General features: G+C 64.5%; 11 protein-coding genes. 5 read left to right on the forward strand and 6 right to left on the reverse strand.

Annotation, left to right across the window (positions count from 1 at the left end; all coding sequences use genetic code 11):
* Positions 1 to 90: 90 nt before the first annotated feature.
* From F0P96_RS09835 to F0P96_RS09845, 3 genes are all read right to left on the reverse strand, one after another.
* Entirely contained in the window at positions 91 to 1,293 is a 1,203-nt protein-coding gene (locus F0P96_RS09835; protein WP_151078689.1) for an MFS transporter, read from the reverse strand.
* A 65-nt stretch (positions 1,294 to 1,358) separates the two neighbouring features.
* Positions 1,359 to 2,435, reverse strand: a complete 1,077-nt coding sequence (locus F0P96_RS09840; RefSeq protein ID WP_235917444.1) for a hypothetical protein — start codon at positions 2,433 to 2,435, stop codon at positions 1,359 to 1,361.
* A gap of 171 nt (positions 2,436 to 2,606) precedes the next feature.
* Positions 2,607 to 3,032 carry a hypothetical protein gene (locus F0P96_RS09845; protein ID WP_151078690.1) on the reverse strand — a complete coding sequence of 142 codons (426 nt, stop codon included), beginning with the start codon at positions 3,030 to 3,032 and terminating at the stop codon, positions 2,607 to 2,609.
* Between the two features lie 197 nt (positions 3,033 to 3,229).
* On the opposite strand from F0P96_RS09845, the gene F0P96_RS09850 reads away from it, so the two are divergent.
* Positions 3,230 to 4,336, forward strand: a complete 1,107-nt coding sequence (locus F0P96_RS09850; RefSeq protein WP_151078691.1) for a M23 family metallopeptidase — start codon at positions 3,230 to 3,232, stop codon at positions 4,334 to 4,336.
* A gap of 58 nt (positions 4,337 to 4,394) precedes the next feature.
* On the opposite strand, the gene F0P96_RS09855 is transcribed toward F0P96_RS09850, so the two are convergent.
* Complete coding sequence (locus F0P96_RS09855; RefSeq protein ID WP_151078692.1) at positions 4,395 to 5,729, reverse strand: alpha/beta hydrolase family protein; 1,335 nt, start codon at positions 5,727 to 5,729, stop codon at positions 4,395 to 4,397.
* A gap of 216 nt (positions 5,730 to 5,945) precedes the next feature.
* Between F0P96_RS09855 and F0P96_RS09860 the strand changes: the two genes are divergently transcribed.
* A complete protein-coding gene (locus F0P96_RS09860; protein ID WP_151078693.1) occupies positions 5,946 to 7,382 on the forward strand; it encodes an aldehyde dehydrogenase family protein in 1,437 nt (478 codons plus the stop codon).
* An 87-nt stretch (positions 7,383 to 7,469) separates the two neighbouring features.
* Here F0P96_RS09860 and F0P96_RS09865 read toward each other — a convergent pair whose 3' ends face one another.
* Positions 7,470 to 8,963 carry a DUF5723 family protein gene (locus tag F0P96_RS09865; RefSeq protein ID WP_151078694.1) on the reverse strand — a complete coding sequence of 498 codons (1,494 nt, stop codon included), beginning with the start codon at positions 8,961 to 8,963 and terminating at the stop codon, positions 7,470 to 7,472.
* Positions 8,964 to 9,310: 347 nt separating this feature from the next.
* Between F0P96_RS09865 and F0P96_RS09870 the strand changes: the two genes are divergently transcribed.
* Positions 9,311 to 11,365 carry an FAD-dependent oxidoreductase gene (locus F0P96_RS09870; RefSeq protein WP_151078695.1) on the forward strand — a complete coding sequence of 685 codons (2,055 nt, stop codon included), beginning with the start codon at positions 9,311 to 9,313 and terminating at the stop codon, positions 11,363 to 11,365.
* Between the two features lie 88 nt (positions 11,366 to 11,453).
* Positions 11,454 to 12,584, forward strand: a complete 1,131-nt coding sequence (locus F0P96_RS09875; protein ID WP_151078696.1) for a flavin-containing monooxygenase — start codon at positions 11,454 to 11,456, stop codon at positions 12,582 to 12,584.
* Between the two features lie 312 nt (positions 12,585 to 12,896).
* On the opposite strand, the gene F0P96_RS09880 is transcribed toward F0P96_RS09875, so the two are convergent.
* On the reverse strand, positions 12,897 to 13,271 hold the full coding sequence (locus F0P96_RS09880; protein WP_160620241.1) for a T9SS type A sorting domain-containing protein: 375 nt from the start codon (positions 13,269 to 13,271) through the stop codon (positions 12,897 to 12,899).
* A 186-nt stretch (positions 13,272 to 13,457) separates the two neighbouring features.
* Between F0P96_RS09880 and F0P96_RS09885 the strand changes: the two genes are divergently transcribed.
* Complete coding sequence (locus tag F0P96_RS09885) at positions 13,458 to 14,597, forward strand: NAD(P)/FAD-dependent oxidoreductase (RefSeq protein WP_151078698.1); 1,140 nt, start codon at positions 13,458 to 13,460, stop codon at positions 14,595 to 14,597.
* The last annotated feature ends 76 nt before the right edge of the window (positions 14,598 to 14,673 follow it).

Genomic DNA, 14,673 nt, shown 5'->3' on the forward strand with positions numbered 1-14,673 from the left:
CGGCCAAACCCTGTTGTTTGGCCTTGCGAAAACCGCTCCGCCCACGCCTGATTCAGGTGCGGGCGGAGCGGTTCTTTGTTAAGCGTCGGCTTATTCCGGCAGCAGCATATCGGCGGCGGCCGATGGTGCGGCGGGGGTGTCGGTGGGGAGTTTGCTCACCAGGGCCATCAGCAGCACGCCCAGGGTAGCCATGAGGGCGAAGGCCCAACGCAGACCGGCGGCCTGCGCCACAAAGCCCACCAGCGGCGGCACAATCAGGAAGCCGAAATAGCCCACCGTGGAAACGCCCGCAATGGCCGAGCCGCTGCTGAGCGCCGCCGAGCGGCCGGCCATGGCAAACACCAGCGGCACCACGCACGACACCCCAAACCCCACCAGCGCAAAGCCCAGCCCGGCTACCAGCGGCAACGGCACCAGTGCGGCCAGCACCAGCCCGGCCGTCATCAGCAGGCCGCTGCCGCGCAGCAGCGCCCGCACCCCGAAGCGGCTGGCCAACCCGTCGCCCACGAAGCGGCCGAGCGTCATGGCCACCATGTAGCCGGCGAAACCCATGGTGGCAACGTGGTGCGGCGTGCCCACGGCTTTTTCGAAGTAAATGGCGCCCCAGTCGTACATCGTGCCCTCGCAGGCCATCGAGGCAAACGCCATCAGACCGAATTTCAGCAGGGTTTTGTCGGGCAACGCAAAGGCCGGTTTGGCCGCTTGCGGGGCGGGCGGCAAGGCCAGGCTGCCGGGAAAAAACACCAAGGCCAGCCCCGTGAGCAGCACCGCCGTGCCCAGAAAATGGTACTGCGGCGCCACGCCGGCCGCCACCACCCACGCGCCCACGGCCGCCGCCGCAAAGCCCGCCACGCTCCACACCCCGTGAAACCGCGCAATGATGGAGCGCGCATACAGTGCCTGCACCCCAATGGATTGCGCGTTGACGGAAATGTTGAGCAGGTTGCGCGACGAGCCGAAGCAGAACAGCAGCACCACCAACTGCCAGGTGTGGGTGGCAAAGCCCAGCAGCGCCAAGGCCACGTTGTAGAGCACCGCACCCACCAGCATAACTTGCCGGCTGCTGTAGTGCCGCAGCAGCAAGCCCGTCACGGGCAGCGTGAGCATCAGCCCCGCCGGCAGGGCCAGCAGCACGCTGCCCAGCTGCGCTTCGCTCAGCCCCAGGCGCTGCTGAATGGTAGGAATGCGCGAGGCCCAGGTGGCAAACCCGAAGCCCGAGACCAGAAAAAACAGCGTAACCGCCAGCCGCGCCCGGCCCGGAGAAACTGCTGCCGCTACCGAAGAATGCCTCATAACTCGTGAAAATGCGGTGGGGGCAACAGCGCAAAAGTAGGCCCGTCGGCCGGGCTGCGGGGCATTTATTTCACCCCAAACGCGCGCAACTCAGCATCGAGGCGCTGGTTCCAACGCTGCTGCGCGGCTTCGTTGGTGCCCCCGCCCGTTTCGGCGTCGTACTGCTCCTGCAGCCGGTTCATCTCCCACCACGACTGCAAGTATTGGTACTGCATGCGGGCGTCGTAATTGTCGAGGGTGAGGCTGTCGGGCTGCACTTTGCGCTTGAACCGCTCCGCCACCAGCTTCACCACATCGAAATGGCGCTGCTCGTGGGCAAGGGTATAGGCCGTGCGGGCCGTGGGCCGCACCCACGAGGCGCTGCGCACCACAAATACCTGCATCTGCAGGTGCAGGTGCAGCACGCCGGACACCGTTTGGGCCCGGGCCGAGTAGGCGAAACTAGGAAACACCGTAGCGGCGTAGCGGCCCGTCAGGCGCGGTTCGGCCCGAAAATCATCGAGCGAGAGAGGCTGCGCGGACGAGTAAAACAGCGTGTCGTCGGCGGGGTGCACATCATCGGTGGTGTGCACGCGCAGGGCGGTGGCCAGCTTGGCGTTGCCGTTTACTTCGCGGTTCACCCAGGCATTGAGGTGGCGCAGGGCGTCGGCCAGGGCTTGCTGCAGCGCCGGCTCGGTGCCGCCGGGCTGGGCGGCGGGGCGCAGGTAGCGCGCCGTGCCGCGGTAGGTGGTCAGCGGAATGGTGCGGCCGTTGCGCTGCCACTCAAACGCCATGGCCACCGTGGCGCGGCCCTCTACCCGGCCGGGCGCGCCGGCGGCTGCGGTTTCGCGCACCACACACTCCTGCAGCCGCACGGTAACGGGCCGCAGTGCGGTATTGCGCGGCAGGCTCTGGCGCACAAACTCGCGGATGGCCGCGGCCCCGCCGCCCTGCAAATCGACGGGCTGCGGCGCGGCCGGCGCGCTGAGCGGCAGCAGATAGGCCACGGCGGCGCGGTCGGCGCGCTCATCCAGCACCTGGCTGATGTAGAATTCGGTGGGAGCAAACGGGAGCGGGGCGGCGTGCAACACCAGCGGCGCACGGGGGGCGGGTTTGAACACGGCACCGGCGCTCAGGCCTGCCGCCACCAGCAACGCCCGCATGCTCCACCGTCGCACCATTCCTTTTTGCCATTTTGTTACCGACATAGCATCACACCGTGGGCTTGTTGCCGAAAGAACCCGCCCGGGCCTGCGCAACAACGTGCGGGCCCGGGCGGGTTCAGTGGCGGGCCACAAGTGGCGAACATCGGGCTACGGGCCTGAGTACCCGCCTCAGGCGGGTAGGCTCAGCAGCCAGCTAGCCGCTTCTTCGGCAGAGGAAAACCGCTTGAACAATACGCCCAGGCTGGTATCGGCAATGATGCTTTGCGCCGACAAGCGGTGCAGCGGATTTTGCCCGTCGATGATGGCGCAGTAGCGGAACCGGGCCTGCTGCACGGCGCGTGGAACCCAGTCGTGGGACAGCCATTCCTGGGTGCTGGGCGGCAGCGGCTGGCGTTGGGCGTGTTCCGAAAGCACCTTGCCCGCGCCCGCGCTGCGCAGCAGGGTCAGGGTGTGTTCGTAAAGGGTTTGGGTTTCGAGTGGCGTAACGCGCTCGGCGCTCCAGGCCAGCCGGGCATACCCGGCCGCGTGATAGAAGACGCTGCCCGCTGCATTCTGGAAATACAGGGTTTCTTGGTCGCGGAGTAAAGTAGGCATAGGGTAACGGGGCGTTGCGCAGCAACGTCGGTAGAATAAGCGAAGCGGGAATGGGGCAGGGGCCGCAAAGTACCAACAGGCGCTGTGCTGCCGCGACTCTACGAAAGTACAACACCGACGGGTGCAAATGAAATAGCCGCTCAGGCAACGTTTCGCCGCGGCCCCGCATCTGGCGCCGTATTCCATTCTTCCCCGCCATGCTCCCTTTGCTTCTCGCTTGTAGTCTGTCGTTGCCCGCCGGCACCGCCACCCTGTTGCCCGACACCAGCGGGGTATCCGTCACGGCCCGACCGGGCAAGGTGTGGCTGGAAGAGCGGGCCGGCCAGCGCCTGAACTTCGATCTGGCCGTGCGCAACCGCAGCCGCGACACCCTGCGCCTGACCAGCATCGAGGTGTCGGTGTACGACGGCAGCAACGCGCTGGTGCTGCGCAAATTCGTCGACAACAACGGGTTCAGCCCGGCCATCAACGCGTTGTCGCACCACGAAGTATTGCCCGGCGGCACGGTGCTCGTCTTCAACCCCTTCCACACCTTTGCCGACGACATAGAGCCCGCGCGCCTGCAGTACGTGTTTCACTTTCAGACCCCAAAGCGGGCCGAAAAAGAAGCCCGGCTGGACGTGCGCCCGGTGCGCTACCAACCCCAAACGGCCCTCACGCTGCCGCTCAGCGGCCGCCTGCTGGTGTGGGACGGCCACGATGAAAACGCCCACCACCGCCGGCTCGACTTTCTGCACCCCGTGGCGCAGCAGGTGGGCATTCGTGCCAATTTCATGCGCTACGCCCACGATTTTGTGGTGGTGACCGACGCCGGCGAACTGCACCGCGGCGACGGAAAAAAGAACACCGACTACCCCGGCTTCGACCGGCCGGTGCACGCGCCGGCCGCCGGGCGCGTGGTGGCCGCCTACGCCGCCCAGCCCGACAACGACAACGGCGAGGACCACTTCAACCCCGCCGACATGGTGGGCAAAGACCCGCTGCTGCTCTACGGCAATTACGTCGTCATCGACCACGGCCACGGCGAGTACAGCTTGCTGGGTCACCTGCGCCAAAACAGCGTGGCCGTGAAAGTAGGCGACGCCGTGCGGGCCGATCAAGTGGTGGCCCGCGTCGGCTCGTCGGGCAGCTCGTACTTCCCGCACCTGCACTACGAGCTGCGCACCGGCAAAGAAATGAACGTGGAAGGCCTGCCGGCGTACTTCCGCAACTTCCAGTTGCTGCGCGGCCGTCGGCAGCGCACCGTGGCCTCGGGTGCCGTCGACAGCGGCGACTTTCTGTTGCAAACCCGCAAGGGCGAGTAACGCCTCGGCCCGCCGCCGTGCTTCTGCTACGGCCCGCCGAAGCAGATGCTGCGCTGAATTAGGATTTCTGCTGGCGGGTTTCGTCGAGCCACCGGATGATGACGTTCACGAAGTCGAAGTTCTTGGCGGGGTTGGGTGCTTCGCTCAGGCGCAGGCTCTCCGGCATGTCGCGGGCGCGGGTGAAGCCGTGGTCCACGTCGGGCAGCAGCTGAAACCGGGCCTGGCCGGGGTGGGCGCGGTTCACCACGTCCACGAGCAGTTGCTGGTCTTCGGAGTAGGAAATGTAGTCGGCGGCGCCGCGCAGGGCCAGTACGCGGGTGTTAAGCCGCTGCCACGCGGCGGCCAGGTTCAGGTCTTGCCACTGCTGCATGTAGCTATAGTGCTGCGGAAAGCGCAGCAGGTCGCCCGCATTGGGGTAGCGGGCCAGCACCTGCTCGGGCGTTTGCTTTTCGGTGAGCAGCAGGTGCAGCACGGCGGCGTAAAGCTGTTGCTGCTCATTGATTTTGTCGTAGGGCATGCCGGCCAGCGTGCTTTGGTTGCGCTTGTTGTGCAGCAGGTACTCGATGAAGCTGCGGCTGGCCGTGCCCCAGGTCACGATGCCTTTCACGGGCACGTCTTCGGCTACCAACGGCGCCAGCACGCCCCCAATGCTGAAACCGGTAATGAACACGTTGTCCGCGTCGACCCACGGCAGCTGGCGCGCGGCGGCCAGCCCGGCCCGGTAGCCCCCGGTTTCAGTCCGCAAATCCGCCTGCAGGCAGGGTATGCCCTGACTGTCGCCCATGCCGGTTTTGTCCACGCGCAACGTGGCGTAGCCGTGCCGGCTCAGCGAGTCGATGATGCGGCGCTCGGGGGTGTCGGGCGTCAGCGGGTTGTCGATGGAATAGCAACCCACGCCTTGGATGAACAGCACCAGCGGCACCTTGGGGCCGGCGGCGTGGGTGGGGCGCGTAATGATGGTGCGCAGCCGGTTCTGGGCGTGCTGCACCGCGCCGTACTCCACGGTGTAGTGGGGGCTGCGCTCGGCCGGAAAAGCCGTGAACGTGAGTTTTTTGCGAAGGGTTTTGCCGTTGCGCAGCAGCGTAAACGTACTCTGGTCGCCGGTTTTAAACTGCTTGAGCAAGCCCACAAACTGCGGCACGTCCTGCACCGGCGTTTTGTCCACTTGCCGCACCACGTCGTTGGGCAGCAGGCCCGCCGCCTGGGCCGACGACTGCTCGCGCACGCCGGTTACCAGAATGCCCCGCTGGTCGGGCAGGTGGTAGCGCCGCTGAATGCTGTCGTTGAGGCCCTGCAGGTTGATGCCTACAAAAGCGCGGCGCGGCAGTGTTTGGGCCGCGGCGGTGCCGCTCAGCAGCGCAAAGCTGGCTGCCAGGGTAAAGGTTAGATTCATCGGAAATAGCACTGTAGTACTGCGCAGCCCGGCTGATGGAGAAGAGGCCAGGCAAGCTATATAGAAACAGTACGATGTAAAAAGTTGCTTACAATTGAATCAGCCACCATTTAGCAGGTTCGGCGGCCGGCAATGCGCACCGCACCGGTAGCCGCCGTGCAACTTCTCGGCGCTCATTTCGCTTATCTTGTAGCACTACACCTCGCTTCCGTTTCCATGCCCACCGTTGCTCCCGCCGTGTCGGCCGCCGTTGATATTCCGCAGCTGTTTGCGCGCCAGCAGGCCCGCAGCACCGCCCTGCGCCACGAGGCGGTGGAGGCCCGGGCCGCGCGGCTGCGCAAGCTCGGCACCTGGATAACCACCAACCGCACCGCCATTCAGGAGGCGTTGCACGCCGACTTCCGCAAGCCCGCCGCCGAAACCGACATTACCGAAATCTGGTCGTCGCAGACGGAAATTCGCCACACGCTCAAGCACCTGAAACAGTGGATGCGCCCGCGCCGCGTGCGCACGCCGTTGTCGTTGGTGGGCACCACGTCGTGGGTGCAGGTCGAGCCCAAGGGCGTGTGCCTCATCATCGCACCCTGGAACTACCCCTTCTACCTCGCCATCGATCCGCTGGTATCGGCCCTGGCCGCCGGCAACTGCTGCATCCTGAAACCCTCGGAAATGACGCCGCACGTGGCCACCCTGCTCACGCGTATGGTGCGCGAGCTGTTCGACCCGGCCGAGGTAGCCGTGGTGGAAGGCGACAAAGACGTGGCCACCGAGCTGCTGGGTTTGCCCTTCGACCACATCTTCTTCACCGGTTCGCCTCAGGTAGGCAAAGTGGTGATGCGCGCCGCCGCCGAGCACCTCACCAGCGTCACGCTGGAGTTGGGCGGCAAGTCGCCGGCCGTGGTAGACGAAACCGCCGACTTGCGCGACGCGGCCGAGAAAATCGTGTGGGGCAAGAGCATCAACGCCGGCCAAACCTGCGTGGCGCCCGACTACCTGCTGGTGCACGAAAGCGTGCAGGCACCGTTGCTGCAGGAAATCAGGGCGGTGCTGCAGCGTTTCTACAACCCCACCGGCCAGGGCGTGGCGGCTTCCGAGTCGTTTGCGCGCATCGTCAACGGCCACCATTTCCAGCGCCTCGCCGGCTTGCTCGAAGACGCCCAGCGTCAGGGCGCGAAACTGGAAATCGGCGGTATCGTCGACCAAACCCAGTGCTTCATCGAGCCCACCGTCCTCACCCACGTGCCACCCGATAGCCGCCTGATGCAGGAGGAAATTTTCGGCCCGCTGCTGCCCGTGCACACCTTCCGCACGCTCATGGAAGCCACCGATTTTGTGAACAGCCGGCCCCGGCCGCTGGCGCTATACGTGTTCAGCCAAAGCAGCCAAAACCAGCAGTACCTGCTGGGCCACATGCCCGCCGGCGGGGCTTGCGTCAACGAAACCATTCTGCACCTGGGCCACCCCGAGCTGCCCTTCGGCGGGTTGGGCAACAGCGGCATGGGCCGCGCCCACGGGCACGCCGGCTTCCTGCAGTTTTCCAACGAAAAAGCCGTGCTCCGGCAGCGCGTAGGCCGCACCGCCCTCAAGGCCATGTACCCGCCCTACACCCCGCAGGTTAAAAAGCTGGTGGGCTGGCTGCTGAAGTTTTTCTAAACACCGGCGCCGTGTGCTGGAAAAACAATGCGCCCGGCTGCAGGTATATGCAGCTGGGCGCATTGGCTTTAAGCAAGGGTTTTGCCCTTACGGCATGACCGGGGCGGTGGTAGAAGGCAGGCGGGACTTGCTCTTTTTCTCTTTGTGACGCCAGTTGCTGAACTGGAACAGCGAAAACTCGGCGTAACCGCTGGCCCCGTAGGGGTTGCTGGAAGCGAAAAGGGCGCCCAAATCGTTGGAGCCCACCGTTAGCGGGCCAATGCGAACCGAGGCGCCCAGCGCTACCGTCTGGTAGTTATTGATCAGCGACAGAGGGGTGGACAGCTCCAGCCAGCGGGTTTCGAAGCGGGGCGTGAGGGCTGCGTACGAGAACGTGCGCATGCCAATGGCGTTGCGCCCGCGCAGGCTCTGGCTGAGGGCGGCATTCACGTACAGCTTGGTCCAGAGGTGGTAGTCGGCGTCGATGTTCAGGGCCGTGGGCAGCTTCGAGCGGAAGCTGGTTTGCTTCTGGTAGCGCGTGGTGCGCAGAATGCGGCTGGTTTTCACGTCGAAGTTGTCGAGGTCGATGCCTTTCACATCGGCCTCGCTCACGTTCAGCTTGCTGGTCTTGATGTCGTTGAACGCCACGGCCTGCTCCTTGTAGTTGATGCTGCCCATGTCGACCAGTGCCACCGAAAGGCGGTACTTGTACTTGTTGCGCGAGTGGTCGATTTTGGAACGGCCTTTTTTGTCGGAATAGCGGTACTTGTCCGGGTCGGGCCGGAACTCGTACACCACGCCCAAATCGGCACCCCAGCCGCTGCCCGGCGCATTGCCGCCGGTTAGCCAGCTGCGCACGGTATTCACGTCCAAATCGTCGAATGCATTGGCGTTGGAGTACCCAAACGACGCTTCCAGGCGCTGAATCCGCAGCGTGGAGTCGCCAATGGCGGGCGACGCCGGCACCACTTCGTAGTCGAGCACCGGGGCCTGCAGGTAGGCCGAGCCCATGCCCATCAGGCGCTTCACCGTAACGCCCGCCTTCAAAAAGTGCGAGCCTTCGTTGTACACCACCCGGCCGTAAGAAGCATCCCACTCGGCAAAGGCGTTCATGTTCAGATTCAGGCTATTGCCTTTGCTGAGGCCCTTGGTCTGGAACCCGTCGATGGCGTTTTGCAGAAAGACCTCCGAGAGGTTGTTGCCCTGAATGGCCGTGCGCACGCGCGTACCGAAGGCCACGCTGTGCTTGTCGTTGAGGCGCAGCATCAAACCCGGCCCGCGCAGGTTCAGGCCCGCGTCGAAGAGCTTGGCTTTTTTGTTGGTCTGGCGCTCCAGGTACTTGTCGTCCAGGTCGACCTCGGCGTTGTTCAGGGGCGTCCAGGGGCCGGTGTAGCGGTAGCCCGTGTTGGTGGCGTGCCCATCGAGCCCCGCCAGCCGAATATCGATGGTAAAGCGGTTGTCGGCAATGGAAGCGGGGTTCCAGGAAGCCCCACTCAGGCCGGTGTAGTTACCGTGAGCGGCGGAAAAAAGCTGTTGGGCAGTGCTGGCTTGGGCAGCAAGCAGCAGGGCCGCACAAGCGGCGAAGCGAATGGTGGCAGACAAGAGGGCAGGGTAAGAGTGGAATCAGATAGAAGGCGGTGTGTGGTCGGCAGAAGGGCGCGGAAATATGCCGGAAACAATGCAAAACGCAGCGTTTGCACTTTGCTACCGAATATTTAAACATAGCAAATGTACTAGCCAGAACCCGTGGCAGTCAATACCTACTTCCAGGTATTTCTAGGGAAGCGGAATAGAAGTTGCGGTTTCGTTATCAGGAGTATAAGCCAGCGCTGAAAAGCTCGGCATGCCGAGCTTTTCGACAAAAAGCCCGATATTTAGAGAGCTGCTTTGGGGGCGCAGTCGCGGGTTAAGCTGTGCGGCGCGGTCGAAGCTGGTTTAACGCATGCTGCATGACTTTTTCCGCTGAACAGCGCCGTACCCTCGCCGCGCTGGCCGACACCTTCGTTCCCGCCATTCCGGCCCAACCCACGCACCACGACTACTGGGCGCGGGCGGGTTCCGAAGGCATCAACTTCGACCAACTGCTGGCCGCCATCGAGGCCCAGCCCGAAGCGGCCCAGCGGCAGTTCGAGCAACTCCTGGATTTGCTCGGCAGCCCCCTGCTGGGCTTCACGTGGTTTGGGCCCACCAAGCCGTTTGTGGAGCTGAAGCCCGCGCAACGTGAGCAGCTGCTACAATCCTGGGCCGGTAGCCTGCTGCCGCCGCTGCGGCAAGGATTTCAGGCCTTGCGCAAGCTCTGCGTTTTCCTCTACTACGGCGGCACCGAAGCCAACCAGCAAAACCCCAGCTGGAGCGCCATTGGCTACCCCGGCCCTGCCGCCCTCACCGACGGCGTGGTGGATACGCCCCGGCCGTTGGCTACCCTGCAGCCCACGCGCGACACCACCTACGACTGCGACGTGCTGGTGATTGGCAGCGGCGCCGGCGGCGGCGTGGTGGCCGGCGAGCTGGCCGCCGCGGGCTACGACGTGCTGGTGCTGGAAAAGGGCCCGTACTGCCACGGCTGCGACTTCACCCAGCGCGAAGCCGACATGCTCGGCCAGCTCTACGACGCCCGCGGCACCCTCAGCACCACCGACGGCGGCATTACCTTGCTGGCCGGCAGCTGCCTTGGCGGCGGCACCACCGTCAACTGGGCCGGTGCCTTCCGCACTCCCGACTACGTGCTGGAAGAATGGGCCCACGACCATCAAGCGCCGCATTTTACCCAGGCTTCGTTCAAAGCCAGCCTGGAGGCCGTGGCTGCCGCCGTGAGCGTAAACACCGACTACCCGCGCCACAACGGTCAGAACCAGGCCCTGCTCGACGGCTCGCGCAAGCTTGGGCACGATGTACGCCTGATTCCGCGCAACGAAAAGGGGCTGAGTGACTCGGAGGCCGATTTTCGGGGGCTGGGCTACAGCACCTTCGGCGACCGGTACGGCATCAAGCAAGGCACGCTGAACACGTACCTTAAAACCGCGGCCGAGCACGGCGCACGGCTACTGCCCAACACGCGGGTAGAGCGCATTACCACCGCGGCCGGACAAGCCACCGGTGCCGAGGCCGTGTGCACCGCCGCCGACGGCCGGCCTGTGCGCGTGACGGTGCGGGCGCAGCGCGTGGTAGTGGCTGGCGGGGCTATTCAAACCCCGGCTTTGCTGCTGCGCAGCGGCTTGCAGCACCCGCACCTGGGCCACCACCTGCACCTGCACCCCACCGTGGCGGTATCGGGCGTGTACCCGTGGCCCATTGAGGCGTGGTACGGTCCGAGCATGTCCGTGGTCAACGACAGCTGCACCCGGCTGAACGGCACCAACTTCGGCGCCAAAATCGAGACGCCGCCCGCCCACGCCGGCCTAATGGCCATGACGCTGCCGTGGCTCTCGGGCGAGCAGCACAAGCGCCTGATGCAGGACGCCGCGCACCTGGGCTCCTTCATTGTGCTGACGCGCGACCGGGACGGCGGCCGCGTGCGCATCGACCGCCACGGCACGCCGCTCATCGACTACCGCCTCAGTGCCTTCGACCGCGACCACCTGCTGACGGCCGTGCGCACGGCCGCCGAAGTACACGCGGCCGCTGGCGCCCACACGGTATACCTGCCCCACGGCACGCTGCCCACGCTGCACGTACGCGACGGGCAAATCCAGAACCGCGACGTGCTCGATGGCCTGCCGCAGTTGGGGTGGCGGCCCAATCAGTTCAGCCTTTACAGCGCCCACCAAATGAGCACCTGCCGCATGGGCGGCAGCCGGGCCACGCACCCCACCAGCCCCACCGGCGAAACCTACGAGGTGCGCGGCCTGTACGTGGCCGACGGCTCGGCCTTCCCGGCGTGTAGCGGCGTTAACCCCATGCTCACCATTATGGCCCTGGCGCACCACACGGCCCAGCACCTCAAAGCCGATTTGCCCCAGCCGACGGCGTTTCGTACGCCTTACGCAAACGAGGCTACCGCTTGAGGCAATGCTGTTTGGGTAGGTTATATGGTGGCCGAAGCGCAGAAGCCGCCCAATAACCGTTAGGCAACCCGCGCTGTTTCCTTGCCCTATGCCTTCCCCCACTCCCGCCGACTACCAACCCGCCGCTGTTTACCGAACCGACACGCTAATCATTGGCGCGGGGCAGGCCGGGTTGGCGGCGGCTTACTACGTGCAGCGGGCCGGGTTGAAGTGCGTGCTGCTCGACGAGCACCCGACCGTAGGAGCAGCCTGGTCCGAGCGCTACGATTCGCTGCAGTTGTTTTCGCCGGCGTGGGCCAGCGGCTTGCCCGGCTGGCGCTGGCCCGGCGACCCGCTGCGCTACCCCACCAAGCAGGAAGCGGCCGAGTACCTGCGGGCCTACGCCGCTCGGTTCGGGTTTCACATTCATCACCGACAGCGGGCGGTGCGTCTGCAGCAGGTGGCCCACAGCGGCTATCTGGTAACCACGCACACCGGCGCGCAATACGCCGCGCCGCGCGTAATGGTGTGCACCGGTGGTTTTCAGGTGCCGCGGGTGCCACCGTGGGCGCAACACCTGCCCGCGGCCGTGGTGCAGCTCCACAGCCGCGACTACCAGCGCCCGGCCCAGTTGCCTGGTACCGGGCCGGTAGCTGTAGTGGGCAGCGGTAACTCGGCCCTGCAAATTGCCGCCGACCTTGCCCAAGCCGGGCGCCCAGTATACCTGGCTTTCGACGAACGCACCCCCGTAATGGCCAACAACACGCTGATGTGGGCCGCGCTGGAAGCGTGCGGACTGATGCGGTTTTCGCGCTACCACGCCATAGGAGCGTATTTACACAAGCAACCCGAACCCGTAGTACGCGACGCGTGGGCGAAGGCGCGGCGGCTGCCTAACGTGCACTGGATGGGGCGCGCCCTAACGGCCCACGCCGACGGTAGCTTGGAAGGTACCCAACGCACGCCGCCGCTGGAAGCGGTGGTGTGGGCCACCGGCTACGGCCCCGATTTCAACTGGATAGAGGCTCCCGTACTCGATGCCCAAGGCTACCCCCTGCACCACCGCGGCCTCACGGCGCTGCCCGGCTTGGCGTTCCTCGGCTTGCCCTGGCTCGATAGCCGAAGTTCGGCTCTGCTCGGCGGCGTAGGCCGCGATGCTCGCCGCGTGGTGAGGGCGTTGGTGGCCGGCCAAAGCACATCGGTCGAAAAAGTGAACGGAATCGTGTCCGTACAGCGTTAGAAAACGTACCTTTAACCGAGAGGTATTTCTCGCTTTCCCTTGCTTTGCTGACTATGATACTTTCGTCCCTTGCCGAGCAGCTTGCCGCCTTGCTCGATCGTTTGCTGGGTGGTCGTGCCCCGCAGCTGCAACCTGTGCCTGTTCGGGTGCAGCGCTAAACCCTTCGCTTTGCATTTGTAGCCTTTCCGCCCCGCGGAAAGGCTTTTTTTTGCCCACCGCCTTTACCCACATTACCCAGTTGGTGAGCCGAAGGCACAAAAAAGCCGCTGCCCATGTAGAGCAGCGGCTGAATAACGAAGAGCAGTGCAGCAACTAGCGAATGACCAGTTTGCGCATCACGCTGGTGTTGTCGGCGTCGATTTTGACGTAGTAGAGGCCGCTGGCAAAACGGCTCAGGTCGAGGGTGCGGGTAAAGCGGTTATCCAGCTCCGTCATGGTTTCGCGGTACACCACGGTGCCAATAACGTTGAGCACCCGCAGCTCGGTTTTGCGGCCTTCGAACCCCGAAACGGCTACGTGCACGATGCCGGTGCTGGGGTTGGGGTACACCAAAATGCTTTTTTCGTCGCCGCTGCTGGCGGGGCGGGCCGCAGCACTGGCTGCTTGGGCCGTAGCGGGCAGACTGCTTTGCAAACAGCACACGCTAAAAAGGAGCACCAAGACCGCGTAGAGTAGTTTTTTTGACATAGAAAACCGTAGGGAAAAGTGCCCGACCACCTGACCGGACCGTTGCACGGGGCAAACCATCCGCAAAAGTAACGCGCTATTTTGAAATAGGTTATCAAAATATAGGGACCTTGTGGTGAGTTTTCAGTATTCAGGCAATAATATTCTCGCAATTGTCGTTGCGGCCCCTCTCATGCCCCTGTTCAAGTGCTAGCGCCCACCCCGGATTACGACGTACTCATCATCGGCGGTGGCTTGGCGGGCCTCACGGCGGCGCTGGATTTGGCCGGCCGTGGCCACCGCGTGGCGCTGGTGGAAAAGCAGCAATACCCGTTTCACAAAGTGTGCGGCGAGTACATATCCAACGAAGTGCTGCCCTACCTGGCGCGCCTCGGCGCCAGCCCCGACGCCCTGCGCCCGGCCCGGATTCAGCGGTTCTTGGTATCGGCGCCGGGCGGGCGCACGCTCACCGCGCCGCTCGATTTGGGCGGTTTCGGCGTGAGCCGCTACACACTGGATGAGTTTCTGTACCGCCGAGCCGAGGCGCTAGGCGTGACGTTTTTCCTGAAAACCACCGTGGCTTCTGCGCCCTTTGATGCCGCCACAAACAGCTTCCATGTGCAGCTCACGGGCCACGCCGCACCGCTCACAGCCCGCGTAGTATTGGGCGCTTACGGCAAGCGGGCCACGCTGGATCGGCAGCTAAACCGCGGCTTTTTCCGGCAACGCTCGCCCTATGTGGGCGTCAAGTACCACCTGCGGCTCGATTTCCCCACCGACCTCATTGCCCTCCACAACTTTGCCGATGGCTACGCGGGACTGTCGGCCATTGAAAACGGGCGCTACTGCTTTTGCTACCTCACCACCCGCGAGCAGCTGCGCCGCCACGGCACTATTCCGGCGTTGGAAACCGAGGTGCTGAGCCAGAATCCGCATTTGCGCCGCGTGCTGCGCGAGGCCGAACGGCTGTACACGCAGCCCGAAGTCATCAACGAAATATCCTTCGCACCCAAAACCTGCGTGGAGCAGCACATCCTCATGTGCGGCGACGCGGCCGGGCTGATTACGCCCTTGTGCGGCAACGGCATGGCCATGGCCATTCACGGCGCGGCCGTAGCGGCTCATCACACCGATGCCTTTTTGAAAGGCCACCTCACCCGAACCGAGTTAGAAGCCGCTTACACTCACGACTGGAACCGCCTGTTTGCGGCGCGGCTGCGGGTGGGGCGCTGGGTGCAGAACCTGTTTGGCGGACCGCGGCTGACCAATGCCGTGGTGGGCACCATGCGCCACACCCCAAGCCTTGTGCAGGCCTTGATGCGGCGTACCCACGGCGTACCGTTCTGATTGTTGCCGAGGCCGTGCCTCGGCCGCTAGCCGCGCAGCGACGTGTGGGTGGGAGTGTGGCAAATCGGCAACTTTC

This window comes from Hymenobacter busanensis, from assembly GCF_008727865.1.
Taxonomy (GTDB): domain Bacteria; phylum Bacteroidota; class Bacteroidia; order Cytophagales; family Hymenobacteraceae; genus Solirubrum; species Solirubrum busanense.

Excerpts from the sequence above, each read along its gene's own strand:
- F0P96_RS09835 (WP_151078689.1), bottom strand. The coding sequence starts at position 1,293 with ATGAGGCATTCTTCGGTAGCGGCAGCAGTTTCTCCGGGCCGGGCGCGG.
- F0P96_RS09840 (WP_235917444.1), bottom strand. The coding sequence starts at position 2,435 with ATGCGGGCGTTGCTGGTGGCGGCAGGCCTGAGCGCCGGTGCCGTGTTC.
- F0P96_RS09845 (WP_151078690.1), bottom strand. The coding sequence starts at position 3,032 with ATGCCTACTTTACTCCGCGACCAAGAAACCCTGTATTTCCAGAATGCA.
- F0P96_RS09850 (WP_151078691.1), top strand. The coding sequence starts at position 3,230 with ATGCTCCCTTTGCTTCTCGCTTGTAGTCTGTCGTTGCCCGCCGGCACC.
- F0P96_RS09855 (WP_151078692.1), bottom strand. The coding sequence starts at position 5,729 with ATGAATCTAACCTTTACCCTGGCAGCCAGCTTTGCGCTGCTGAGCGGC.
- F0P96_RS09860 (WP_151078693.1), top strand. The coding sequence starts at position 5,946 with ATGCCCACCGTTGCTCCCGCCGTGTCGGCCGCCGTTGATATTCCGCAG.
- F0P96_RS09870 (WP_151078695.1), top strand. The coding sequence starts at position 9,311 with ATGACTTTTTCCGCTGAACAGCGCCGTACCCTCGCCGCGCTGGCCGAC.
- F0P96_RS09875 (WP_151078696.1), top strand. The coding sequence starts at position 11,454 with ATGCCTTCCCCCACTCCCGCCGACTACCAACCCGCCGCTGTTTACCGA.
- F0P96_RS09880 (WP_160620241.1), bottom strand. The coding sequence starts at position 13,271 with ATGTCAAAAAAACTACTCTACGCGGTCTTGGTGCTCCTTTTTAGCGTG.